This is a genomic window from Sulfitobacter sp. M39 (assembly GCF_021735935.1).
Classification (GTDB): domain Bacteria; phylum Pseudomonadota; class Alphaproteobacteria; order Rhodobacterales; family Rhodobacteraceae; genus Sulfitobacter.
On sequence record NZ_WMDZ01000001.1, the window covers coordinates 2814747 to 2838325 of the forward strand.

The 23579-nt window shown below is 61.6% G+C and carries 22 protein-coding genes; 11 read left to right on the plus strand and 11 right to left on the minus strand.

Annotated elements, in window-relative coordinates:
* The first annotated feature begins 83 nt into the window (after nucleotides 1–83).
* From GLP43_RS13590 to GLP43_RS13615, 6 genes are all read left to right on the plus strand, one after another.
* The gene (locus GLP43_RS13590) at nucleotides 84–1865 is read left to right on the plus strand and encodes an acyl-CoA dehydrogenase C-terminal domain-containing protein (RefSeq protein WP_237279727.1); all 1782 of its coding nucleotides are present in this window, start codon (nucleotides 84–86) and stop codon (nucleotides 1863–1865) included.
* A gap of 54 nt (nucleotides 1866–1919) precedes the next feature.
* Nucleotides 1920–2132, plus strand: a complete 213-nt coding sequence (locus tag GLP43_RS13595; protein ID WP_005849464.1) for a hypothetical protein — start codon at nucleotides 1920–1922, stop codon at nucleotides 2130–2132.
* Between the two features lie 304 nt (nucleotides 2133–2436).
* Entirely contained in the window at nucleotides 2437–3075 is a 639-nt protein-coding gene (locus GLP43_RS13600; RefSeq protein WP_237279728.1) for a glutathione S-transferase family protein, read from the plus strand.
* Between the two features lie 18 nt (nucleotides 3076–3093).
* Nucleotides 3094–4305: an acetyl-CoA C-acetyltransferase gene (locus tag GLP43_RS13605; protein ID WP_005849466.1), complete on the plus strand. Its 1212-nt coding sequence runs from the start codon at nucleotides 3094–3096 to the stop codon at nucleotides 4303–4305.
* Entirely contained in the window at nucleotides 4305–4604 is a 300-nt protein-coding gene (locus tag GLP43_RS13610) for an acetyl-CoA acetyltransferase (RefSeq protein WP_237279729.1), read from the plus strand. Before GLP43_RS13605 ends, GLP43_RS13610 begins: the two co-directional genes overlap by 1 nt.
* A 27-nt stretch (nucleotides 4605–4631) precedes the next feature.
* Nucleotides 4632–6833: a 3-hydroxyacyl-CoA dehydrogenase NAD-binding domain-containing protein gene (locus tag GLP43_RS13615; RefSeq protein ID WP_237279730.1), complete on the plus strand. Its 2202-nt coding sequence runs from the start codon at nucleotides 4632–4634 to the stop codon at nucleotides 6831–6833.
* A gap of 86 nt (nucleotides 6834–6919) precedes the next feature.
* Here the strand turns inward: GLP43_RS13615 and GLP43_RS13620 are convergent, their stop codons facing one another.
* Together GLP43_RS13620 and GLP43_RS13625 are read right to left on the minus strand one after the other, a co-directional pair.
* Nucleotides 6920–7570 (minus strand): sulfotransferase family 2 domain-containing protein, encoded by a 651-nt coding sequence (locus GLP43_RS13620; RefSeq protein WP_237279731.1) that lies wholly within the window; start codon nucleotides 7568–7570, stop codon nucleotides 6920–6922.
* A 224-nt stretch (nucleotides 7571–7794) separates the two neighbouring features.
* Entirely contained in the window at nucleotides 7795–8319 is a 525-nt protein-coding gene (locus GLP43_RS13625; protein WP_237279732.1) for a GNAT family N-acetyltransferase, read from the minus strand.
* A 105-nt stretch (nucleotides 8320–8424) separates the two neighbouring features.
* Between GLP43_RS13625 and GLP43_RS13630 the strand changes: the two genes are divergently transcribed.
* Nucleotides 8425–9438 carry a hypothetical protein gene (locus GLP43_RS13630; protein WP_237279733.1) on the plus strand — a complete coding sequence of 338 codons (1014 nt, stop codon included), beginning with the start codon at nucleotides 8425–8427 and terminating at the stop codon, nucleotides 9436–9438.
* Nucleotides 9439–9525: 87 nt separating this feature from the next.
* Here the strand turns inward: GLP43_RS13630 and GLP43_RS13635 are convergent, their stop codons facing one another.
* The 5 genes from GLP43_RS13635 to GLP43_RS13655 all read right to left on the minus strand — a co-directional run bounded on the left by GLP43_RS13635 (nucleotide 9526) and on the right by GLP43_RS13655 (nucleotide 14639).
* Complete coding sequence (locus GLP43_RS13635) at nucleotides 9526–10845, minus strand: SPOR domain-containing protein (protein ID WP_237279734.1); 1320 nt, start codon at nucleotides 10843–10845, stop codon at nucleotides 9526–9528.
* A gap of 90 nt (nucleotides 10846–10935) precedes the next feature.
* Nucleotides 10936–11577, minus strand: coding sequence for a uracil phosphoribosyltransferase (gene upp / locus GLP43_RS13640; RefSeq protein WP_005849474.1), 642 nt, complete (start codon nucleotides 11575–11577; stop codon nucleotides 10936–10938).
* A 165-nt stretch (nucleotides 11578–11742) separates the two neighbouring features.
* Nucleotides 11743–12936 (minus strand): phosphopentomutase, encoded by a 1194-nt coding sequence (locus GLP43_RS13645; RefSeq protein ID WP_237279735.1) that lies wholly within the window; start codon nucleotides 12934–12936, stop codon nucleotides 11743–11745.
* The gene (locus tag GLP43_RS13650) at nucleotides 12936–14240 is read right to left on the minus strand and encodes a thymidine phosphorylase (RefSeq protein WP_237279736.1); all 1305 of its coding nucleotides are present in this window, start codon (nucleotides 14238–14240) and stop codon (nucleotides 12936–12938) included. The genes GLP43_RS13645 and GLP43_RS13650 overlap by 1 nt, the downstream gene beginning before the upstream one ends.
* Before the next feature lie 3 nt (nucleotides 14241–14243).
* Nucleotides 14244–14639, minus strand: a complete 396-nt coding sequence (locus GLP43_RS13655) for a cytidine deaminase (protein WP_005849478.1) — start codon at nucleotides 14637–14639, stop codon at nucleotides 14244–14246.
* Between the two features lie 252 nt (nucleotides 14640–14891).
* Here GLP43_RS13655 and GLP43_RS13660 point away from each other — a divergent pair, with 252 nt between their 5' ends.
* The gene (locus GLP43_RS13660) at nucleotides 14892–17165 is read left to right on the plus strand and encodes an NADP-dependent malic enzyme (RefSeq protein WP_237279737.1); all 2274 of its coding nucleotides are present in this window, start codon (nucleotides 14892–14894) and stop codon (nucleotides 17163–17165) included.
* A gap of 60 nt (nucleotides 17166–17225) precedes the next feature.
* On the opposite strand, the gene GLP43_RS13665 is transcribed toward GLP43_RS13660, so the two are convergent.
* A complete protein-coding gene (locus GLP43_RS13665; RefSeq protein WP_074634685.1) occupies nucleotides 17226–17354 on the minus strand; it encodes a malic enzyme in 129 nt (42 codons plus the stop codon).
* A gap of 304 nt (nucleotides 17355–17658) precedes the next feature.
* On the opposite strand from GLP43_RS13665, the gene GLP43_RS13670 reads away from it, so the two are divergent.
* Complete coding sequence (locus tag GLP43_RS13670) at nucleotides 17659–19554, plus strand: propionyl-CoA synthetase (protein WP_237279738.1); 1896 nt, start codon at nucleotides 17659–17661, stop codon at nucleotides 19552–19554.
* A 71-nt stretch (nucleotides 19555–19625) separates the two neighbouring features.
* On the opposite strand, the gene GLP43_RS13675 is transcribed toward GLP43_RS13670, so the two are convergent.
* The gene (locus tag GLP43_RS13675) at nucleotides 19626–19823 is read right to left on the minus strand and encodes a CsbD family protein (protein WP_005849485.1); all 198 of its coding nucleotides are present in this window, start codon (nucleotides 19821–19823) and stop codon (nucleotides 19626–19628) included.
* A 111-nt stretch (nucleotides 19824–19934) separates the two neighbouring features.
* Entirely contained in the window at nucleotides 19935–20690 is a 756-nt protein-coding gene (locus tag GLP43_RS13680; RefSeq protein WP_005849487.1) for an NAD kinase, read from the minus strand.
* Between the two features lie 171 nt (nucleotides 20691–20861).
* Between GLP43_RS13680 and glyA the strand changes: the two genes are divergently transcribed.
* Complete coding sequence (gene glyA / locus GLP43_RS13685; RefSeq protein ID WP_005849489.1) at nucleotides 20862–22139, plus strand: serine hydroxymethyltransferase; 1278 nt, start codon at nucleotides 20862–20864, stop codon at nucleotides 22137–22139.
* A gap of 163 nt (nucleotides 22140–22302) precedes the next feature.
* Here the strand turns inward: glyA and GLP43_RS13690 are convergent, their stop codons facing one another.
* Entirely contained in the window at nucleotides 22303–22677 is a 375-nt protein-coding gene (locus GLP43_RS13690; RefSeq protein WP_237279739.1) for a hypothetical protein, read from the minus strand.
* Nucleotides 22678–22731: 54 nt separating this feature from the next.
* On the opposite strand from GLP43_RS13690, the gene GLP43_RS13695 reads away from it, so the two are divergent.
* A complete protein-coding gene (locus GLP43_RS13695) occupies nucleotides 22732–23496 on the plus strand; it encodes an alpha/beta fold hydrolase (RefSeq protein ID WP_237279740.1) in 765 nt (254 codons plus the stop codon).
* Nucleotides 23497–23579 lie beyond the last annotated feature (83 nt).

Consider the following 23579-nt stretch of genomic DNA (forward strand, 5'->3'; position numbering starts at 1 on the left):
CGGTCCGGCGCACCCGAACACCTGATACACCGACCTAGATATACTGACCAAACGACGGCCAGATGGCCAAGGGAGAACACCACATGCCGAGCTACACCGCCCCGATCAAGGATATGCAATTCGTCCTGCACGACGTGCTGAACGTCACCGCGTCGTCCACCCCCGGTTATGACGAGCTTGAGGCGGATTTCACCTCTGCCATTCTGGAAGAAGCAGGCAAGCTGACCTCCGAAGTCCTCGCCCCGCTGAACGCGGCGGGTGATCAAGAAGGCTGCCGTCTGGAGAACGGCGTCGTCTACACCCCCAAAGGGTTCAAGGACGCCTTTGCGAAGGTCAAGGAAGGCGGCTGGACCGGTCTGGACATGCCAGAGCAATACGGCGGCCAGAACATGCCCTATATCCTCGGCACCGCCGTGGGCGAGATGTTCTCGGCGTCCAACCAGGCGTTCACCATGTATCAAGGCCTGACCCACGGTGCGGCCTCGGCGATCCTCGCCCACGGCTCTGACGCACAAAAGGATACATATCTGCCCAACATGGTGTCCTGCGAATGGACCGGCACCATGAACCTGACAGAGCCCCACTGCGGCACCGATCTGGGCCTGATGCGCACCAAGGCAGCGCCACAGGAAGACGGCAGCTATAAGATCACCGGCCAGAAGATCTTTATCTCGTCCGGTGAACACGACATGGCCGATAACATCATCCATCTGGTGCTGGCCAAGATCGAAGGCGGCCCCGAAGGCATCAAGGGCGTATCGCTCTTCATCGTGCCCAAGTTCATGGTCAAGGAAGACGGCTCGCTTGGCGAACGCAACGCGGTGTCCGTCGGCTCCATCGAAGAGAAAATGGGCATCCACGGCAACTCTACCTGTGTGATGAACTATGACGGCGCGGTCGGCTACCTGCTGGGGGACGAACACAAAGGCATGCGCGCGATGTTCACCATGATGAACGAAGCCCGCGTGGGCGTCGGCATGCAGGGTCTGGCGCAGGCCGATGTGGCCTATCAGAACGCGCTGGCCTACGCCAAGGACCGCCTGCAAGGCCGTGCCGTCACCGGGACAGAGCACCCCGACAAGCCTGCCGATCCGCTGATCGTCCACCCCGATATCCGTCGTAGCCTGATGGAGCAGAAATCCTTTGTCGAAGGGGCGCGGGCGTTCATCCTCTGGGGGGCCAGCCTAATCGACGCGGCACACCGCGCGGATGACAAGGATGCCGACGGGCTTGTCTCGCTGATGACCCCCGTCATCAAAGGCTTCCTGACCGACATCGGCTATGACATGACGGTCAAGGCGCAGCAGGTCTATGGCGGCCACGGCTATATCGAGGAATGGGGCATGTCCCAGTTCACCCGCGACGCCCGTATCGCGATGATCTACGAAGGGGCCAATGGCGTTCAGGCGCTCGACCTCGTGGGCCGCAAACTGGCGCAGGACGGTGGCAAACACGTCATGGCCTTCTTTGATCTGGTCAAGACCTTCATCAAGGAAAACGCAGGCCAGGACGCCGAGTTCGACGCCAGCTTTATGGAGCCGCTGAAGGCTGCCAGCAAAGACCTGCAATCGGCGGGCATGTACTTCATACAGAACGGCATGAAGAACCCCAACAACGCGCTCTCGGGGTCGAATGATTTCATGCATATGTTCGGGCATGTCTGTCTGGGCCTGATGTGGGCGAAAATGGGTCTGGCCGCGAAGAAAGCGCTGAAAGATGGCACCGGCGACGCGTCCTTCTACGAGACCAAGCTGGCAACCGGCCGCTTCTACATGGCCCGCCAACTGCCCGCGACCTCGCTGCATCTCAAGCGGATCGAAACCGGCGCGGATACTGTGATGGCGCTGGACGCGGCAAACTTCTAGGTTGCACCGGGGTGGGGACATCCCCCACCCCGATGCTGACTGAAAGGACGCCCGATGCCCAAACGTTTCCGCCTGACCCGCCGCTTCCCTGTCGCCATGACCGAAGACGGCTACCGCCGCCTGAAGAAATTCGCGGCAGAGGCGGGATTGGATGAAGGCGAAGCGCTGTCGTTTCTCTTCGAGAACTTCAACAGCGTGATCGACGAAGAGAACCTGACCGCGCGACTGCGGCTGTTCAACGCGGAACTGGACGGACGAAAGAGGTAGCACACCACCACACCCCAAACGCCCTGCCGAACCCGACCCTTCGGGGAGAGTTTAAGGGGCAAAATGAAGCGCAAACACCCTGCCCTGACCTTGCGATCAGCACGACCAAAGCAGGGCTTCACTTTGCACGCGGCTCAGCTCTCCAGCCTGCCGCGCGGGGGTTGAATACGACAGGATGATTAGTAACTGATTAACGCAAACCCGCGCATCTTCATTTTGCCGGATAAACTCCACGGGGGTGTGGGGGTGTGAAACCCCCACGGGACGACGACGATCAACACACAGGACTTGAGGGAGGGTTCAGATGACCATCAAACTGCATTGCTTTGGCGAAAGCGGAAACGCCTATAAGGCGGCGCTTGCGTTGCAGCTGTCGGGGCTCGACTGGGAGCCGGTGAAAGTTGATTTCTTCGGCGGCGAAACCCGCACGCCGGATTACCGTGCGGCCATCAACAATATGGGCGAAGCGCCGGTGATGATTGATGGTGGCATTCGCCTGACCCAATCCGGCGTGATCCAGGATTACGTGTCCGAACAATCGGGCAAATTCGGCGGCGGCAATCCGGAAGAGCGCCGCGAGATCCTGCGGTGGGTATTGTGGGACAACCACAAGCTCAGCTCGAACGCCGGTATGACGCGTTTTTTGATGAACTTCCTGCCCGAAGACAAGCAGCCCAAAGAAGTCATCGGCTTTATGCAGGGGCGTTTGTCTGCGGCCTATGCCGTGCTGAACGACCATCTGAACGGCCGCGACTGGATTGTCGGTGACGGGATCACCAATGCCGACCTGAGCTGCTGCGGCTATCTGTATTACCCCGAGCCTTTCGGCTTTGTCCGCAAGGACTGGCCCCATATCGACGCGTGGCTCACGCGTCTGAGCGAAACACCGGGCTGGAAAGCCCCCTACGACCTGATGCCCGGCAGCCCTGCTGACCGCGCCTGACCCAAAGGGAGACACCACATGACCGAAGCATATATCTACGACGCCCTGCGCACCCCGCGTGGCAAGGGCCGCAAAGACGGCGCCCTGCACGAGCTGACTTCGTTGCGCCTGTCCGCGCTAACGCTCAATGCGATGAAAGAGCGGAACAATCTTGAAGGCCACGCCGTCGAGGACGTGATCTGGGGCAACGTGACCCAGGTGATGGAACAGGGCGGCTGTCTGGCGCGCTCTGCCGTGCTGGCATCCGATCTTGATGAACGCATCCCAGGCCTCGCCATCAACCGTTTCTGCGCCTCTGGCATGGAAGCCGTGAACCTTGCAGCCAACCAAGTGCGCGGCGGCGCGGGCATGGGCTATATCGCCGGTGGCGTTGAAATGATGGGCCGCGTGGCCATGGGCAGCGACGGTGCTGCGATTGCCGTTGACCCTTCGCTCGCGATGGAGCGGTATTTCGTGCCGCAGGGCATCTCGGCTGACATCATCGCGACCGAATACGGCTTTACCCGTGACGAGGCCGACAAGCTAGCGATGCAGTCGCAACAGCGTGCCAAGAAAGCCTGGGACGAAGGGCGCTTTGATAAATCCGTGATCGAGATCAAGGACCAGAACGGCCTGTCGATCCTCAGCCATGACGAATACATGCGCCCCCAGACCGACATGCAGTCGCTGGGGTCGCTGAACCCTGCGTTCCAGCAGATGGGCGAGGTCATGCCCGGCTTTGATAAGGTCGCGCTGATGAAATATCCGCACCTCGAAAAGATCAACCACATCCACCACGCGGGGAACTCCTCGGGCATCGTGGACGGTGCGGCGGCTGTCCTGATCGGGAACAAGGAATTCGGCGAGAAATACGGCCTCAAGCCGCGCGCGCGCATCCGTGCAACCGCCAAGATCGGGACCGACCCGACCATCATGCTGACCGGCCCTGTTCCCGTGACCGAAAAGATCCTTGCGGACAATGGCATGAACATCAACGACATCGATCTGTTCGAGGTTAACGAAGCCTTTGCCGCTGTCGTCATGCGCTTCATGCAGGCGTTCGACGTCGATGAAAGCAAGGTCAACGTGAACGGCGGGTCGATCGCCATGGGTCACCCCTTGGGTGCCACCGGCGCGATGATCATCGGCACGCTGCTGGACGAGCTTGAGCGTTCGGACAAGGAAGTCGGGATGGCCACGCTTTGCATCGCCTCTGGTATGGGTGCCGCCACCATCATCGAGCGCGTTTGATGGGCGACCAGCCGCATCCTTTCCACGCCGTGGCCGATCTGGCAGCGCGGCGTGGGCTGAGGGACCTTAAGCTCGCAGAAGAACGCGGGGGGCAATATGTGCGCCTGTATCAGGCTACGCCTCCGCTGTTCTTCAAGCATCGCAACGATCCAAGCGACAGCTATGACCGCGAGCGGTTCAAGGACTTCAAACGGATACTGCTAAGCGAGGATGACTGCGACAAAGGCCCGGAAGCCACCATCGCCTTGATCCGCACACTGCTTGAAAAATTCGCTGACTATACGCCTCAGCGCTCGTAACACACTCCAAATCAGGGAGAGATTTAAATGACCGATTTCACCATGAAGACAGACGCCGACGGCGTCGCCATCATCACCTGGGACGTGCCCGGAAAATCCATGAACGTCATGTCGATCGAAGGCTTGTCCGAGCTGGACAGCATCATCGACACGGTCCTGTCCGACGACGCCATCAAGGGGGCCGTGATCACCTCTGGCAAGGACGGGTCCTTTGCCGGTGGTATGGACCTGAACCTGCTCGCCAAAATGCGCGAAGATGCGGGCGATAACCCCGCGCAGGGGCTGTTTGACGGCACCATGAAAATGCATGCCCTGCTGCGCAAGATCGAACGCGCGGGCATGGACGCTAAGACCAACAAGGGTGGCAAGCCGATTGCCTCTGCCCTGCCCGGCACTGCCGCGGGCATCGGGCTTGAGCTACCGCTGGCCACGCACCGTATCTTTGTCGCCGACAACCCAAAGGCGCGTATCGGCCTGCCCGAGATCATGGTCGGTATCTTCCCCGGCGCGGGCGGCACCACCCGTCTGGCGCGCAAACTCGGCGCGATGGCCGCCTCGCCCTTCTTGCTGGAAGGCAAGATGGTTGCCCCTGCCGCCGCGAAATCTGCCGGTCTGATCGACGAAGTTGTCGCTGATCCGGTAGCCGCCGCGAAAGAATGGGTGCTGAATGCCAAGGATGCGGATATACTGAAACCCTGGGACGCCAAAGGCTACAAGATGCCCGGTGGTGCCCCCTATCACCCTGCGGGCTTCATGACCTTTGTAGGCGCCAATGCGATGGTCAACGGTAAGACCCAAGGCGCTTTCCCTGCCGCTAAGGCCCTGCTGAGCGCCGTTTACGAAGGTTCGCTTGTGCCCTTCGATACCGCGCTGAAGATCGAGGCACGCTGGTTCACCAACATCCTGCTGAACCCGTCCTCCTCTGCCATGATCCGGTCGCTGTTCCTGAACAAGGAAGCGCTGGAAAAAGGCGCGGTGCGTCCCGAAGGCGTTCCCGATCAACGCGTCAAGAAGCTGGGCGTTCTGGGGGCTGGCATGATGGGTGCGGGCATCACGCTTGTCTCCGTGCAAGCCGGGATCGAGGTCGTGCTGATCGACCAGACCCAAGAAGCCGCTGACAAGGGCAAGGCCTACTCCGCCAGCTTCTTTGACAAGGGCATCGCGCGCAAGAAATCCACCGAGGAAAAGAAAGCCGCAGCCCTTGATCTGATCACCGCGACCACCGATCTGGACGCGCTGAAAGGCTGTGACCTGATCATCGAAGCCGTCTTCGAAGACCCTGCCGTCAAGGCCGAGATGACCAAAAAGGTCGAAGCCGTGATCCCCGAGGATTGCATCTTTGCTTCCAACACCTCGACCCTGCCGATCACCGAGCTGGCCAAAGCGTCCAGCCGGGCGGATCAGTTCATCGGCATCCACTTCTTCTCGCCCGTCGAGAAAATGGCGCTGGTCGAGATCATCAAGGGGGCCGAAACTGGCGACCGTGCCGTGGCCAAATCGCTCGACTATGTGCGTCAGATCCGCAAGACGCCGATCGTGGTCAACGACGCGCGTTTCTTCTATGCCAACCGCTGCATCATCCCCTATGCCAACGAAGGCGCGCGGATGATCACCGAAGGGGCGGCACCGCAACTGGTCGATCACGCGGCACAGCTTCTGGGCTTCCCTGTGGGGCCGGTGCAGCTGACCGATGAGACCTCGATCGATCTGGGGGCCAAGATTGCCCGCGCGACCAAGGCGGCCATGGGCAATGCCTATCCTGCCAGCCAAGCGGATGATCTGATCTTCTGGATGGAAGATCTGGGCCGTCTGGGCCGCAAGGCCAACGCGGGCTTCTTTGACTATGACGAAAAGGGCAAGCGTCAGGGCTATTGGAAGGGGATGCACGACAAGTTCCCGCTGGCCGAGGAACAGCCAGACCTGCGCGATGTGCAGGACCGTCTGATGTTCGTTCAGGTGCTCGAAGCAGTACGTGCGCTGGAAGAAGGCGTGCTGGAAGATATCCGCGAAGGCGACGTGGGCGCGATCCTTGGCTGGGGCTTTGCGCCTTGGTCCGGCGGCCCGTTCAGCTGGCTCGACATCATCGGCACGCCCTATGCGGCGGAACGCTGTGACCAGTTGGAAGCGCAGTTCGGCGAGCGGTTCAAATGCCCTGACCTGCTGCGTGAAATGGCCGAGAAGAACCAGACCTTCTATGGTCGCTTCGGGCCGGACGCCAAAGCCGCCTGAGAAGGCAACACCCGATAGAGAAACGGAAACGGCCAGCAGTTCTTGCTGGCCGTTTTGCTTTGCTGGATGATGTACCGCCCGCGCGCTTAGCCGTCGAAACTGTAGCCGAAACGCGCGATATCCTCGGCGCAGGTCGTGGCGATCAGGTCGCGGGTTTGGGGGGTGTAGTAGTCCCCATAGCCCGCCGCGCGGTCAGACGCATTCGCATGCGGCAACGTCAGATCAAAGCCCAGATGGTCGAACAGCGGCTGTGCGTCCTGCGCGAAATGCTCGATCCGGATAAACAGGTTGCTTTGATCCTCGCCCGCCCCGTCGCGCAGATATGACCCATAGGGAGAGGCCAGAAGGCTGCCCTGCACGGTAGGCGTCTGCACGAAGGCGTCAAACGCCAGCGACTTGGCAAGCCCCACGGCGGGATGATCGAACCCCTGCGCGCGCAGCCAGTGGTAGTAGCTGACCATCCGGTCCCACGGGTTGCGCACCAGCGCAAAGGCGAACATCCGGGCAATTTCTTCGCGGGTGACCACGCCTTCGATATCGGCGAGGGTCGCGTGTTTCCAAAGCCGTCCCGCCGACGCGCCCCCTGCCAGACGCTTGCGCCGCTTGACCGCTTTGGGCGTGTCGCCCAGCATCAGATCCTCTTTCATCGCCCGCGCTTCCAGCGCGAGCGCGAGGGACGTGCCGCCGGTTTTGGGGATATGCACAAAGATATAATTGCGCCCGCGGCTGATGATCATGACCGCCCCGCCGCATTTGTGATTGGCCGCTTTACGCTCGTGCCCATATCCTGCCTCTGCCCTGCTTTTATCATCCTTCCCAAAACGGGGGATGCTGCGCAATAGTAACCGGGACAGGAAAATATAGAACGGGGTGCGCCACGAACACCCTTGCCCGCGAACCGCTGCGCGGCCAATGCGCTAAACCGCAGGCGGTTTCACCGGCTACCAGGCTTTAGTGCTGTCTACATCGCGCGCTGTGTGACGACCGGATCGGCGACGATCATCGCCTCTGCCTGCTCTTGCGCGCCGAGCCGTTTTTCATACCGCCAGACATCGATCTGCAACGACCCCTCGCCGGTTTCGACCTCATAGGGGATCGTGCCGGCCTGCACCCAGCCGCAGGCCTCATAGAACCGCGCGGCACGAGTGTTGCCAACCGAACAGGCCAGCCATTTCAACCCATGCCCCAGTTCTGCTTCCGTCGCCGCCATCATCTGCTGCGCCAGACCGCTGCCCTGAAAGGCTTCACCGACGTAAAACTGGTAGATCTCGTCATGGTCCACCATGAAGAACCCCGCGATCTGTCCGTCAACCCAGACCACCTGCGTATGCTTAAGGTGCACACGCATCCGCATCGTGAACTCTTCGAAACTGCGCAGGGCGGTCAAGGCGGGGGGCACGACATCGGCATGGGCCTGATGCCAACCACGATACCAGATCTCGACAAGTCTGGCGGCATCATCGGGATGTGCGGGCTTGATCTGCATGGGACGCTCCTTTCGAATTCTCCTATGCTGTCTTAAGTCCACCCATTGCTCAACCCGTGTCAGGTGGTAAACTATCCAAAACAGTTAGGCACTATACTTCAGGATATGACAGCCCTTTCCAAATACGCCCGGTTGGAAGCAACCGGACTATGGCGTTCGGCCCCCGATGCCCAACGTCGCGAGGTCATCGTGTCGATCGGCGATGCGACACTGGTGATTTCCGACCTCAAGGATCAGGCGCTGACCCATTGGTCACTGGCGGCTTTGGCGCGGTCAAACCCCGGCACCCGCCCCGCGATTTTCCACCCCGACGGCGACCCCAGTGAAACGCTGGAAATCCCCGACAGCGAGGGAGAGATGATCGACGCCATCGAAACCCTGCGCCGCGTGGTCGAACGCCGTCGCCCCCGCCCGGGGCGGCTGCGATTTGCCGGGGTGCTGACCTCGGCGCTGGTGGTGGCGGCGGTGGCGCTGTTCTGGCTGCCGGGCGCGCTGCAAGATCACACGCTGCGGGTGGTGCCCAAGGTCAAACGCGCCTCCATCGGGGCGGCGCTGCTGAAAAAGATCGAACGGGTGTCCGGCCCCGCCTGTACCAACGCCCGCGGGCGCACGGCGCTGGCAAAGCTCGGCGCGCGGCTGTCGTCTGATCCGATGGCGGTGCTGCCCGCCATGACCCGTCCCAGCCTGCACCTGCCCGGCGGGCTGATCGTGCTGAACAAGACCCTGTTCGAGGATTACGAGTCCCCCGATATCGCGGGCGGCTATATTCTGGCGGAACAAGCGAAACGCGCCGTCACAGACCCGCTTGAACATATGCTCGCCACCATCGGCATCCGCGAAAACTTCCGCCTGCTGACCACCGGCGATGTGTCGGATGCGGCCCTAACACGCTACGCCGAACATCTGATGGCCGAACCCGCGCCGGAACCGCCCGTTGACGCCCTGCTTGCCCGTTTCGAAAAACAGCGCCTGCACAGCACGCCTTACGCGCAAGCCCGCGACATCACCGGAGAGACGGTGCTGCCCCTGATCGAAGGCGATCCGATGAACGGCAAGGAAACCGACCCGCTGCTGAATGATGCCGACTGGCTACGGCTGCAAAATATCTGCGGCGGCTAAGGCAGAGATCCAGGCACCGGCCTTCAACGCAAAAGGCCAGCCGGATCGCCCCGACTGGCCTTTTATCTGCACTGTCCTGCGGATGCGTCAGCGGATGTAGGCATCGCCGTAACCGGCACCACGCAACTTACCCAAAGCCGCCGGAGCCGCGGACGCGCCAAAGGGCCCCGCCTGCACCGTCAGATAGGTCTTGCCGCCGCGGGTGGACTTGCCGATGCGCGCGCCCATACCCATCCGCGCGATACGTTGTGCCGCACGCTGCGCGTTTGCGCTGTCCCCATAGACGCCGATCTGCACATAGGCCTTGCCTGCGGCACGCGGGGTCGCTGGGGCTGTGGCGACTGGCTTGGGGGTCGAACGGCTAGAGTAAACCGGCTTGCGCGCGGCAGGTGCTGCGTTCTTGTTGCGTACGATACGCTTGACCAGCTGGCCGTTGCGCTTGGCAAAACTCACCTCGCCCAACTCGCGGCGCTGCTGCTCGACCGAGGTATAGGGGTAGACCAGCGGCAAACGCGCGGTCACGTCCTGCCCTGTGCTTTGGTTCACCAGACGGCGCGGCACGGTGTTGGTCCAGATCAACAGCATCTGGGACCGCCCCTCAAGGTTCTGTTCAGCCCGCTTGGGGTTCAGACGGTCGTCTTCCCACACGGGACGATATCCTTTGGGCACAGAGACGTTGGCATAGGTGTTCTGGCGGTTAATCGCGACATGTTTCGGCACGATCCGCGTATGCGCATGCGCCGGTGCGGGTGTCGCAGTGGCTGCGACGCTGCCTGTGGTTGCCCCATAGGACGGCGCAGATGCCACGGCTCCGGCCTGCGCGGTGGAGCGCAGGATCGGCGCGGTTTGCGGGCCGCAACGCACGGCGAGCCCCTTGGTCCGCGACCCGGAATATTGCTGGCTGATGGCAGAGCGTCCGGCACAGGTGGTCGGCACCTGCGCCACCGGCGCTTGCGCGCGCGGTGCGGCTGGCACGTCGACCGAGCGTGGCACCGGCTGGCGAACTGGCTTGGGTGGTTTCTGGCGCACAACGACCGGCTTGGCCTTGCGCTGCGGCAGGGGGCGTGCCGCAACCGTAGGCTGTTTGGCCGCGGCGGGCGCGTTGTTCACGGTGATCTGCACCGGCGCGTCAGCACCACCGGCAGGCGCGCTGGCCGCTGTCTGCACATTGGTCGGCTTGAAGCCGCAGACACCCTGACGCTTGCGCGACACGCGCGGCACCCAGGTCACATTGCCGTCGATACCGGCCCGAATAAACACACAGCCTTTGCTGTCGACATATTGCTTGCCCTTATACGAGGCCGACGGGAATTCCGCCGGTTGATCGCGAAAGCTTTGCGCTTGGGCAATTCCTGCCCCAAACGTCGTCATCAATGCCGCAACTGCCACAATACTAGTAAATTTCATCTGCGCCCCCACACAATGTAGTACATAAACCATGCGCGATCCCGCTTTCAGAGTAAAGCACCCTGATCACCGGATCGCCCATTTTGCGCCTTACTTGGTCCCGAACATCCGGTCACCGGCGTCACCAAGCCCGGGAATGATATATCCCTGCTCGTTCAGCTTCTCGTCGACCGCCGCGGTGACGATCGGCACATCGGGATGCGCCTCTTTCATACGGGCCACCCCCTCGGGGGCTGCCAGCAGACACAGGAAGCGGATATTGGTCGCACCGGCTTTCTTCAGCATGTCGATCGCTGCCACGGATGAATTACCGGTGGCGAGCATCGGGTCCACGGCAATTACCAGACGGTCGTCCATACCCTCCGGCACCTTGAAATAGTATTCCACCGGCTGCAAAGTTTCCTCGTCACGATACAGGCCAACAAAGCCCACCCGTGCCGACGGGATCAGCTCAAGCACGCCGTCCATCAATCCATTGCCCGCCCGCAGGATAGAGATCAGCGCCAGCTTCTTGCCGTCCAGCGTGGGTGCATCCATCGGCTGCATCGGCGTGTCGATCCGCTTGGTCGTCATCGGCAGGCCGCGGGTCACCTCATAGGCCAAAAGCTGGCTGATCTCGCGCAGCAACTGGCGGAACGCCGCGGTCGATGTGGATTTATCCCGCATGATTGTCAGCTTGTGCTGCACCAGCGGATGATTAACGACGGTCAGGTGTTCAACGATATCGGACATCGGGGCGCTCTCCATATTACTTGGCTGAACTCATGCCCCGAAAAGCCTTGCCCCGCAACCATAGCATCTTCACCAGCTTCATTTTGCCAGTAAACTCCGGGGGAATCGCGGCCCTGCCGCGATGGGGGCTGGCCCCCACCCGACCGATACGCCGTCGAACAGAGTTTAGTCGGACACCGCGACCCCTAGATGCCGCGCCACCAACCCAGCGACATCGCGAAAACCGATCTGCCCCAAGCTGCCAGCACCCTGCCCTGCCACCAGAACCGGTGCCCGTTCGCGGGTGTGGTCGGTGCCCACCCATGTCGGGTCGTTCCCGTGATCTGCGGTCAGCACCAGCAGATCCCCCTCCCGCAGTTGCCCCAGCAGCTTACCAATCTCGGCATCAAACCACTCAAGCGCGCGGGCATAGCCCGACACATCGCGCCGGTGCCCATAAAGACTGTCAAACTCCACAAAGTTCGCAAACGTCAGGCTGCCGTCTTCGGCGCTCTCGACCAGATCACCAAGATGGTCCATCAACGTCTCGTCCGACCCTTTGCGCACCTCGTCAAAACCGGTCATCGAAAAAATGTCACCGATCTTTCCAACGGCATAGACACGGGCACCACTGTCCTGCACCCAGTTGCTTAGCACCGGCGCGGGTGGCGTGATCGCGAAATCGCGACGGCTGGTGGTGCGGGTAAAGCCGCTTTGCGCATCCCCAATGAAAGGACGCGCGATCACCCGCCCGACTTTCATCTCATGCGCGATCGGGGCCATCTTTTCGCATAGGTCCAACAGCCGTTGCAGGCCGAAACTCTCTTCATGCGCGGCGATCTGCAACACGCTGTCAGCCGAGGTATAGCAGATCGGGAAACCGGTCTTGATATGCTGCGCGCCGAACTCCTCGATAATGGCGGTGCCGGGGGCGTGGCAATTCCCCAAAATCTCGTCCGTGCCGGCAAAGGCGGCAAGCTGCGCAACAAGCGCGGGCGGAAAGGATCTCGACACATCGGGGAAGTAATGCCACTCCCACGGGACCGGCAAACCGGCCAATTCCCAATGGCCCGAGGGCGTATCCTTGCCGCGCGAGATTTCTGTCGCCGCGCCCCATGTGCCGCTGACGGCGCCATCAAGGGTTGCGATATGCAGCCCGCTGGCCAGTTCGATCGCAGGGCCAAGCCCCAGCGACGCCATATGCGGCACGTTCAAAGGGCCGCTGCGCCCGTCTTCTGCACGGCCCTCCGCACAGGCCTGCGCAATATGGCCAAGGGTATTCGCGCCGGTGTCCGGCACACGCCCGTTAAAGAAGGTGTCCGCATCAGGGGCACCGCCGATACCGACTGAATCCATCACAACCAGAAAAGCACGCGCCATCAACCGACCCTCTCTACAATCAAATCCGGCACGGCGACCGGTTTCGGGCCGATGGTGATCGCACCGCGCACCGCCTGTGCGGCCCGCTCTGCGTCACCGGCGCGGGCGGCATGGACCACCGCCAGTGGCCCCTTAGACGATACTTTTGCTCCCAGGCGGACGACATCCGAAATCCCCACGGCCGGGTTGATCTGGTCCGTCTCGACCGCGCGCCCGCCACCCAAAGCGACGACCGCAAGGCCCAACGCCTCCCCATCAATCGCGGTCACATATCCGGTTTTCGGTGCGGGGACCTCTGCGATGATCGTCGCCTCGGGCAGGAACCGCGTCCAGTTTTCGACAAACTTCGCAGGCCCGCCCATGGCCGCGATCATCACGCCAAAGCGTTCCGCCGCGCGGCCCGACCGGATCGCCTGCACGATCATATCCGCCCCGACCTGCACATCGCCCGCCAGCCCTGCATTGGCCAGCAACACCCCCCCAAGAGCCGCACAGACTGAGACAATAGGCCCCTTGTTGTGCCCCGTCAGCACGCGCATCACCTCGGCCACTTCCAGTGCGTTGCCAAGGCTGGGCACCAGGGGCTGGCTCATATCGCTGATCACCGCCGTCGTACGGCATCCACTCGCATTCGCAGTCTTGGTCAACGCCGTCGCCAGCGCCTGCGCCTGCGCCAGATCTTTCATGAAGGCACCGCTGCCGACCTTGACGTCCAACACCAGACCATCCAGCCCCGCCGCCAGCTTCTTCGACAGGATCGACGCGGTGATCAGATCAAGGCTGTCCACGGTCGAAGACACATCGCGCACCGCATAAAGCCGCTTGTCCGCGGGGGCGATACCGTCGGTAGCACTGACAATCGCACAGCCTGCCTCGGCCACTACGGCGCGAAACTGCGCCTCGTCCAAGGTGGTATTCACCCCCGGAATGGCCTCAAGCTTGTCCAGAGTCCCGCCTGTATGCCCCAGCCCACGCCCCGAGATCATCGGCACATAGGCTCCGCAGGCGGCCAAGGCAGGGGCCAGCACAAGGCTGACGCAATCGCCCACACCGCCGGTAGAATGCTTATCCAGCACCGGCCCGTTCAGATCCCAGTCGAACACCCGCCCGCTGTCGCGCATGGCGAGCGTCAGGGCCACGCGGCCCACATCGCTCAGCCCGACCTGACAGACCCCCATCGCAAAGGCCCCCGCCTGCGCATCACTGACCCGCCCGTCGGCAAGGGCCATCGCGAACCAGACAAGCTCTTCTCGGTTCAGCGACCGCCGGTGCCGCAGTTTGGACAGGATCGCGCGGGCATCCATGGCTTAGCCCTCCATATGCGCGCGGCCAAACGCACCGGGCAACAGCTCGGCCATCGTCATCACCTCTTCAACGCCCGACAGGGTCGCCATCGTCACCCGCGCGTCCCCCTGACCGAATTCCGCCAGTTTCTGACGGCAGCCGCCACAGGGCGTGACGGGCGTGGGGCTGCCCGCAATCACATAGGCCTCGACAAAAGCCGTCTCGCCCGCCGCGATCATGGCGGCGATGGCACCGGCTTCGGCACAGGTGCCTTCCGGGTAGGCGACGTTTTCCACGTTGCAGCCGACAAACACCGCACCCGAGGCCGTGCGCAACGCGGCCCCCACCTTGAAGTTGGAATAGGGCGCATAGGCATTTTCCTGCACGGCGCTGGCGTGCTGTCGCAAATCACTGGTCATAATTCCCCCAAGTTTCACAAAACTATAAAAACCTTTCGCCAAAGTTGCGATGCCAAAAGCGGAAAAATGCCATGCTTCATTTTGCCAGACAAACTCCGGGGGAATCGTGGCCTGTCACGATGGGGGCTGGCCCCCTTCCCGCCCCACAATCTGCGCCGCATGGGCGGTGACACGCCCCGCTCCAAAAGTCGTGTTGGCGCGGCTGGCAAAATAGTTTAACGCTAAACTACTCTCTTAAAGGACCGCCAAAACATGACCGATGCGCCCAATCTGCGCCAAGCCGCACTTGACTATCACGCTTTCCCCAAGCCCGGAAAACTCGAAGTACGCGCAACCAAACCACTGGCGAACGGCCGCGATCTGGCGCGCGCCTATTCCCCCGGCGTGGCCGAAGCCTGTCTTGAAATCAAGGCCGACCCGACCACTGCCGCGCATTACACCACCCGCGCGAACCTTGTGGGTGTGGTGACCAATGGCACGGCGGTTCTGGGGCTTGGCAACATCGGCGCGCTGGCCTCCAAACCGGTGATGGAGGGCAAGGCCGTCCTGTTCAAGAAATTCGCCAATATCGATTGCTTCGACATCGAGCTGGACCAGAATGACCCTGAAAAGCTCGCTGAACTGGTCTGCGCGCTAGAGCCGACCTTCGGCGCGATCAACCTCGAAGACATCAAGGCCCCCGACTGCTTTACCGTCGAACGCATCTGCCGCGAGCGGATGAACATTCCGGTTTTCCACGATGACCAGCACGGCACCGCGATTGTCGTCGGGGCCGCCGTGAAGAACGCGCTTTTCGTGGCGGGCAAGAAGTTCGAGGACATCAAGATCGTATCCACAGGCGGCGGTGCGGCGGGCATTGCTTGTCTGAACATGCTGCTGAAACTCGGCGTGAAGCGCGAGAACATCTGGCTTTGTGACATTCACGGTCTGGTCTACGAGGGCCGCGAGATCGACATGAACCCGATCAAATCGGAATACGCGCAAAAATCCGACCTGCGTGATCTCGCCGATGTGATACATGACGCCGATCTGTTCCTCGGCCTCTCTGGTCCCGGCGTCCTGAGCCCCGAAATGGTGCAGAAAATGGCACCGAAGCCGATCATCTTTGCGCTGGCCAACCCCACCCCGGAAATCATGCCCGATCTGGCCCGCGCGGTGGCCCCTGATGCGATTATCGCAACAGGACGGTCGGATTTTCCCAATCAGGTCAACAACGTATTGTGCTTTCCCTTTATCTTCCGCGGTGCGCTGGATGTGGGGGCAACCACGATCAATGACGAGATGAAGATCGCCTGTATCGACGGGATCGCCGCGCTTGCCCGTGCCACCACCTCGGCCGAGGCTGCCGCCGCCTATCAGGGCGAACAGCTGACCTTCGGCCCCGACTACCTGATCCCCAAACCTTTTGACCCGCGCCTGATCGGTGTCGTCTCTACCGCCGTCGCGAAAGCCGCGATGGACACCGGCGTCGCCACCCGCCCGATCGAGGATCTGGCCGCCTATCGCCACAAGCTGGACAGCTCGGTCTTTAAATCCTCTATGCTGATGCGCCCCGTGTTCGAGGCCGCGCGCGTGGCCCCGCGCCGGATCGTCTTTGCCGAAGGCGAAGACGAACGCGTGCTGCGCGCCGCTCAAGCGATGGTGGAGGAAACCAAGGAACGCCCGATCCTGATCGGCCGTCCCGAGGTGATCGAACGGCGCATCGAAAAGGCTGGTCTGACAATCAAGCTGGGCGAGACGGTGGATCTGGTGAACCCCGAAAACGACCCGCGCTACCGCGACTATTGGGAGACCTATCACAACCTGATGGCCCGCCGCGGCGTGTCGCCCGATATCGCGCGCGCCATCATGCGCACCAATACCACCGCCATCGGCGCGGTGATGGTGCACCGAGAAGAGGCCGACAGCCTGATCTGCGGCACCTTCGGGGAATTCCGCTGGCATATGAATTATATCGAACAGGTTCTCGGTCGCGACGGGCGGCGCCCCCATGGGGCCCTGTCGCTGATGATCCTGGAAGATGGGCCCTTGTTTATCGCGGATACGCAGGTGCATCTGCACCCCACCCCCGAACAGATCGCCGAAATCGCCATCGGCGCTGCACGTCACGTGCAACGTTTCGGCATCGAACCCAAGATCGCCCTGTGTTCGCAAAGCCAGTTCGGCAATCAGGGCGAAGGGTCGGGCAAACGTCTGCGCGCGGCGCTGCGGCTGCTGGATGCGGGCAACCATGATTTCTGCTATGAGGGCGAGATGAACATCGACGCCGCGCTCGACCCCGAGCTGCGCAGCCGTCTGCTGCCCTCGAACCGGATGGAAGGTGCTGCGAATGTGCTTGTCTTTGCCCATGCGGATGCGGCATCGGGCGTGCGCAATATTCTGAAGATGAAGGGAGGCGGGCTTGAGGTCGGGCCGATCCTGATGGGGATGGGCAACCGTGCTCATATCGTCTCTCCGTCGATCACCGCGCGCGGGCTGCTGAACGTCGGTGCGATCGCCGGTACGCCGGTCGCCGAATACGGCTGACGCCCCGCGTGAAAACGCCGCCCTTATGCGGGGCGGCGCGTGGACCGGAACCGGCCGGAATTACTTGGCCGGTTTGGCGCCCTTGGCCGCAAAGGGTGCCTTGATGTCAGACACGCTGCTTGGCATCGGCTTGGCAGGCCGTGCGTCTGCTTTGGCCTTTTTCTTCTTATTGGCGAGCTTATCACCCATTGTTCTGAACCTTTGTTCAAAGACGAAGGGCGGCGACATGCCGTCCCTATCCACGATGCTGCGCCCCTTTGCGCGATTGATCTGATCCAAATTCGACGCGGTAGGTCATATTCGACACGCGCTGTGCGAAATTCTGTGCGCTATCGGAAATAGGCCGAAACGCGCTTGTAAATTTTGACACCGCGCGCGGGGGAGCGGCTGTAAATTCTATTGCCGGATGGCCGCGATATAGGCGCAAGGTCTTGCTCTTTCCTGCAGCCGTGGCCTACCAAATGGTATTCGCGTTCACGGGAGGGAGCCGCATATGGGATATCACGACATTTACAAAAGCTGTCAGGACAACCCCGAAGCCTACTGGCTAGAGCAGTCCAAAGCCATCGATTGGGAGGAAGAGCCCCGTCAGGCGTTGTTCGACAAGGGCAATGATCTGTACGAATGGTTCGCCGACGCCAAAGTAAATGCGTGCTATAACGCCGTTGACCGCCATGTGGAAAACGGCCGTGCCGATCAAGTGGCGATCATCCATGACAGCCCGATCACCGGCACCCAGACCAAGATCACCTTTGCCGAGCTGCAAACCCGCGTCGCCGCTGTCGCCGGTGCGCTACAGGCCAATGGCGTGGGCAAAGGCGACCGCGTGATCATCTATATGCCGATGGTCCCCGAAGCGCTTGAGGCGATGCTCGCCTGCGCACGGATCGGGGCGGTACATTCGGTCGTGTTCGGCGGCTTTGCCTCGAACGAACTAGCCGTGCGGATCAACGACTGCACCCCCAAAGCGATCATCGCCGCTTCCTGCGGGTTGGAACCAGCGCGCGTCGTGGCCTATAAGCCGCTGCTTGACGGGGCCATTGAACAGGCCGACCACAAACCCGATTTCTGCCTGATCCTGCAACGCGAACAGGCCCCCTGCGATCTGACACCGGGGCGCGATCTGGATTGGCACGAAGCGCAAAAAGGCACCACCCCCGCGCCCTGCGTCGCGGTGGAGGGCAACCACCCTGCCTACATTCTTTACACCTCGGGCACGACCGGCGCGCCCAAGGGCGTGGTGCGCCAAACCGCGGGGCATCTGGTGGCGCTGAACTGGACGATGAAGAACATCTACAACGTCGATCCGGGCGATGTCTTCTGGGCTGCCTCCGATGTGGGCTGGGTCGTGGGGCACAGCTATATCTGCTATGGCCCACTGGTGCATGGCAACACCACCGTTGTGTTCGAAGGCAAGCCCGTGGGCACACCCGACGCGGGCACCTTCTGGCGCGTCATTTCCGAACACAATGTCCGCAGCTTCTTTACCGCCCCCACCGCGATCCGCGCCGTCAAACGCGAAGATCCCAAGGGCGAGGAGATTGGCAAATACGACATTTCCTGCTTGCGCGCGCTGTATCTCGCGGGCGAGCGCGCCGACCCCGACACCGTGATCTGGGCGCAGGAAAAGCTGGGCAAACCCGTCTATGACCATTGGTGGCAGACCGAAACCGGCTATACCATCGTCGGCAACCCCGCCGGACTGGAGGCGCTGCCGGTCAAGGTCGGCTCCCCCACGGTGCCGATGCCGGGCTATGACGTGCAGATCCTGAACGAGGCGGGTGAACCGCAACCCGCGGGCACGTTGGGGTCTATCGCGATCAAACTGCCCCTGCCCCCCGGCACGCTGCCCACCCTTTGGAATGCCGAAGATCGCTTCCGCAAAAGTTACCTCACGACCTATCCCGGATACTACGAAACCGGCGATGCGGGAAAGATCGACGAGGATGGATATCTTTATATCATGGCGCGCACCGATGACGTGATCAACGTCGCCGGTCACCGCTTGTCCACCGGCGCGATGGAGGAGGTTCTGGCTGACCACCCCGATGTGGCTGAATGTGCTGTGATCGGCGTCAGCGATCCGCTGAAGGGCCAAGCCCCGATGGGGTTTGTGTGCCTGTCAAAAGGGGTCGACCGCCCCCATGCCGAGATTGCAGCCGAATGCCAGCAACGGGTGCGTGACCAGATCGGGCCAGTGGCAGCCTATAAGATGACGCTGGTGGTGGATCGCTTGCCCAAGACGCGTTCAGGCAAAATCCTGCGGGCGACAATGGTCAAACTGGCGGATGCAGAGCCGTTCAAATTGCCCGCTACGATCGACGATCCGGCCATTCTGGACGAGATAAAGTCGGCGCTGCAAACCATCGGCTACGCCAAGGACGCCTGATAGATCCGGCACCCCAGAACGCGAAAAAGGCGGCTATAACAGCCGCCTTTTCTATTCAATATCTAGGCCAGTTAGTGTTTGGCCACGAAGCTGTCTACCTGACGCTCCGCCTCGTCTTTGGCAACGCCGTAGCGCGCTTGGATCTTGCCGACCAGCTGATCGCGTTCGCCGGCGGCTTCTGTCAGGTCATCGTCGGTCAGATCACCCCATTCTTCTTTGACCTTACCGGTCATCTGGCTCCAGTTACCTTTGATTGTATCCCAATTCATGTCAGGTCTCCTTTTGCTAAAATTCCAAACGATGAAAGCACCTGAACGGCCTCTCATGCGTCTCGGAATATCAACGCGCCAAAGGCACCGCGGTTCCGTCTGAAACGCGGATTAGTTGAACTGCTCGCTGATCAGCCGTTCTTCCAGACCGTGGCCCGGATCGAACAGGATACGGTGCTTGATCAACGGGTCCGAGGTGATCTCGACCGCGACGACATCGCGGTAGGAATTCCCGTCGGCGTCGGCCATCACAGGGCGTTTGGCGGGCTCTAGCACATCAAAGCGTACGGTCACCGTTTTCGGCAGCAAGGCCCCGCGCCAGCGCCGTGGCCGAAACGCCGCCATCGCCGTCAGCGCCAGCACGTCCGCGCCAATCGGCAGGATCGGGCCGTGCGCGGAGTAATTATAGGCGGTGGACCCGGCAGGCGTCGCCACCAGTGCGCCATCGCAGACCAGCTCCTCCATCCGCACGCGCCCGTCGACGCTGATCCGCAGCTTGGCGGCCTGCGGCCCTTCGCGCAGCAAGGCGACCTCGTTCAAGGCCAGCGCCTTGGAGGTCTCGCCATTCGCATGGGTGGCGACCATCACCAGCGGGTTGATCACCGCCTCTTCTGCTGCGCGAAGACGATCCACCAGATCCTCTTCGGCATAGGCGTTCATCAAGAACCCGATGGTGCCACGGTTCATGCCATAGACCGGCGTCGACAGCTCTTGCGAGTCGTGCAGCGCCTGCAGCATGAACCCGTCCCCCCCAAGGGCGACGATAACCTCTGCCTCCTCGCGCGTGACATTGCCGTATCGTGCGCTCAGCGCCGTCAACGCATCCTGTGCAACATCAGAGCGGCTGGCAATAAAAGCGATCTTCATGGGCGGATGTTTCCAATGAGGGATATTCACAGTCAAAAGAACCACATATCGCGCCGACCTACCAGCTTTGCCGCATATGACGGTGCGACCGGCGCATTACGACCTTCACCCCCGTGCCGGATTAAGCTAGATAGCCCGCAACCCGCACACGTAGTCAAAGGAACCACGCCCATGTCCGGTTTTTTCACCACCCCCCTGTCCGAAGCCGATCCCGAAATCTTTGGGTCCATCACAGACGAGCTGGGCCGCCAGCGTAACGAGATCGAACTGATCGCCTCCGAAAACATCGTGTCTGCGGCTGTCATGGCGGCGCAGGGGTCGGTGATGACCAACAAATATGCCGAAGGCTACCCGGGCCGTCGCTATTATGGCGGGTGTGATTTTGTCGATGTGGCGGAAAACCTGGCGATCGAACGCGCGTGCAAACTGTTCAACTGCGACTTCGCCAACGTGCAACCGAATTCGGGCAGCCAGGCCAACCAGGGCGTGTTCACCGCGCTGCTGCAACCCGGTGACACCATTCTGGGCATGAGCCTCGACGCGGGCGGCCACCTGACCCACGGGGCCAAGCCGAACCAATCCGGCAAATGGTTCAACGCCATCCAGTACGGTGTGCGCAAACAAGACAACCAGCTAGACTATGACCAGGTCGAAGCGCTCGCGAAAGAGCACCAGCCCAAGCTGATCATCGCCGGTGGTTCCGCCATCCCGCGCCAGATCGACTTCAAGCGCATGCGCGAGATTGCCGATATGGTCGGTGCCTACCTGCAAGTAGACATGGCCCACTTTGCCGGTCTGGTCGCTGCGGGCGAACACCCCTCCCCCTTCCCCCATGCGCATGTAGCGACAACCACCACACATAAAACCCTGCGCGGTCCGCGCGGCGGCATGATCCTGACCAACGACGAAGCGCTGGCGAAAAAGTTCAACTCGGCCATCTTCCCCGGTATTCAAGGTGGCCCGCTGATGCATGTGATCGCGGCCAAGGCCGTGGCCTTTGGTGAGGCGCTCAAGCCCGAGTTCAAGACCTACATCCAACAGGTCATCAAGAACGCCCAAGCACTCAGCGACCAGCTGATCAAAGGCGGGCTCGACACGATCACGCACGGCACCGACACCCACCTGCTGCTGGTCGACCTGCGCCCCAAAGGCGTCAAAGGGAACGACACCGAAAAAGCACTGGGTCGCGCGCATATCACCTGTAACAAGAACGGCGTGCCGTTCGATCCTGAAAAGCCTATGGTCACCTCCGGCATCCGTTTGGGATCGCCGGCGGCAACAACACGCGGGTTTGGCGAGGATGAATTCCGTCAGATCGCCGACTGGATCATCGAGGTTGTCGACGGGCTGGCTGCCAATGGTGCCGATGGCAACGCCGAGGTCGAAGCCAAGGTCAAAGCCGAAGTCGAAGCGCTCTGCGCCCGCTTCCCGATCTATCCCAACCTCTAAAGCCCCAACCTTCAAAGCGATGTGCCCCGGGCCCTTCCAAATGGATTAAATCCCGGGGGGCCCGTAAGGGCGGGGCAGCGCCCCAAACCACGCCTCAAAACAAGGCCCCGCTCGCATCTCTGCGGCGGGGCTTTTGCGTATTTAATCGTAACAGCAACGCCCGTCAGACGTAGCCGCGCCACCACAGAAATGTGATGAACGCCACCGCAACGCAAATCAGGTTGAACGCCACGCTGGCCGCAAGACCAAGCCAGCGGTCCTTGCGCCGTTCGGCCACGTCGATCCCGGCAAGATGGTCCATCACGCGGTCATAGGCGGTCTGCACCGTCGCGCCCTCGAGCCTGCGTGCCATCTTGGGGTTGCGCGCCATAAACGCCGCCTGTGCAAAGACCCTGCCCTCACGCCGCACCCGCGCGGGCAGACGTCGCCCTGCGCGCGCCAGCGCATGAGAGACATCGCGCCCCTGCACACCCAGCTTTGCCTGCAAGCCGCGCTGCATGTCACGTGCCTTGGTCTCTAGGTCTTTTTGATCCAGCATATTTCAACCCTAAACGGTCTGGCACATCGACTGCAATGGCCCTACATCTTGGGCATGTTGAATTACACTGAATATGGCACCAAAGGCGACGCGCCTGCCCTGCTGATCGTGCACGGACTTTTCGGGTCAGGCCGCAATTGGGGCGTGATCGCCAAACGGATGTCCGACCAGCGCCGCGTGGTGACCGTCGATATGCGCAACCACGGGGACAGCCCGCGCGCGCAGACGCAAAGCTACCCCGAGATGGCCGCCGATCTGGCAGAGGTCATCACCCATCTTGGCGCGCCAATGGATGTCTGCGGGCATTCGATGGGCGGTAAGGCGGCGATGATGCTGGCGCTGAACCATCCCGAACTGGTGAACCGTCTGGTGGTCGCCGATATCGCTCCTGTCGCTTATGGCCACAGCCAGCAAGAGTTTATCGATGCGATGCGCAGGGTTGATCTGGGCACGCTCACCCGCCGCTCTGACGCCTCTGACCAATTGGCGGCTGCGGGGGTCGAGCCTGCGTTGCAAAGCTTTTTCACCCAGTCTCTGGATGTGCCCAACAAGACCTGGAAGCTGAACCTTGATGTGCTTGAGGCAGAGATGTCCAAGATCGTCGGCTGGCCCGATGGGGTCGATGGGCAATACGAGAGGGAGGTGCTGTTCCTGTCCGGCGGCAACTCCACCTATGTCAAACCCGAAGACCGCCCCGTGATCAAGGCGCTGTTCCCGCAGGCGCGCTTTGCCAAGCTGCCGGACACGGGCCATTGGCTGCATGCAGAAAAGCCGCGCGACTTTGAGGCGTCTTTGCGGGCCTTCCTGACGCTCGGGTAAGGCAAAGCGGCACCGCATCGGGCGGTGCTGCGCCCCTGCCACATGGGTGTTGCCTGAAAACACGCCCCATATCCCGACATGCC

Coding starts and splice junctions, on each gene's coding strand:
- GLP43_RS13670 (WP_237279738.1), top strand. CDS start 17,659: ATGGGATATCACGACATTTACAAAAGCTGTCAGGACAACCCCGAAGCC.
- GLP43_RS13595 (WP_005849464.1), top strand. CDS start 1,920: ATGCCCAAACGTTTCCGCCTGACCCGCCGCTTCCCTGTCGCCATGACC.
- GLP43_RS13665 (WP_074634685.1), bottom strand. CDS start 17,354: ATGGGTGATAAGCTCGCCAATAAGAAGAAAAAGGCCAAAGCAGACGCA.
- GLP43_RS13660 (WP_237279737.1), top strand. CDS start 14,892: ATGACCGATGCGCCCAATCTGCGCCAAGCCGCACTTGACTATCACGCT.
- GLP43_RS13690 (WP_237279739.1), bottom strand. CDS start 22,677: ATGCTGGATCAAAAAGACCTAGAGACCAAGGCACGTGACATGCAGCGC.
- GLP43_RS13615 (WP_237279730.1), top strand. CDS start 4,632: ATGACCGATTTCACCATGAAGACAGACGCCGACGGCGTCGCCATCATC.
- GLP43_RS13675 (WP_005849485.1), bottom strand. CDS start 19,823: ATGAATTGGGATACAATCAAAGGTAACTGGAGCCAGATGACCGGTAAG.
- GLP43_RS13625 (WP_237279732.1), bottom strand. CDS start 8,319: ATGCAGATCAAGCCCGCACATCCCGATGATGCCGCCAGACTTGTCGAG.
- GLP43_RS13610 (WP_237279729.1), top strand. CDS start 4,305: ATGGGCGACCAGCCGCATCCTTTCCACGCCGTGGCCGATCTGGCAGCG.
- upp (WP_005849474.1), bottom strand. CDS start 11,577: ATGTCCGATATCGTTGAACACCTGACCGTCGTTAATCATCCGCTGGTG.
- GLP43_RS13620 (WP_237279731.1), bottom strand. CDS start 7,570: ATGATCATCAGCCGCGGGCGCAATTATATCTTTGTGCATATCCCCAAA.
- GLP43_RS13680 (WP_005849487.1), bottom strand. CDS start 20,690: ATGAAGATCGCTTTTATTGCCAGCCGCTCTGATGTTGCACAGGATGCG.
- GLP43_RS13600 (WP_237279728.1), top strand. CDS start 2,437: ATGACCATCAAACTGCATTGCTTTGGCGAAAGCGGAAACGCCTATAAG.
- glyA (WP_005849489.1), top strand. CDS start 20,862: ATGTCCGGTTTTTTCACCACCCCCCTGTCCGAAGCCGATCCCGAAATC.
- GLP43_RS13630 (WP_237279733.1), top strand. CDS start 8,425: ATGACAGCCCTTTCCAAATACGCCCGGTTGGAAGCAACCGGACTATGG.
- GLP43_RS13695 (WP_237279740.1), top strand. CDS start 22,732: ATGTTGAATTACACTGAATATGGCACCAAAGGCGACGCGCCTGCCCTG.
- GLP43_RS13650 (WP_237279736.1), bottom strand. CDS start 14,240: ATGGATGCCCGCGCGATCCTGTCCAAACTGCGGCACCGGCGGTCGCTG.
- GLP43_RS13590 (WP_237279727.1), top strand. CDS start 84: ATGCCGAGCTACACCGCCCCGATCAAGGATATGCAATTCGTCCTGCAC.
- GLP43_RS13605 (WP_005849466.1), top strand. CDS start 3,094: ATGACCGAAGCATATATCTACGACGCCCTGCGCACCCCGCGTGGCAAG.
- GLP43_RS13635 (WP_237279734.1), bottom strand. CDS start 10,845: ATGAAATTTACTAGTATTGTGGCAGTTGCGGCATTGATGACGACGTTT.
- GLP43_RS13645 (WP_237279735.1), bottom strand. CDS start 12,936: ATGGCGCGTGCTTTTCTGGTTGTGATGGATTCAGTCGGTATCGGCGGT.
- GLP43_RS13655 (WP_005849478.1), bottom strand. CDS start 14,639: ATGACCAGTGATTTGCGACAGCACGCCAGCGCCGTGCAGGAAAATGCC.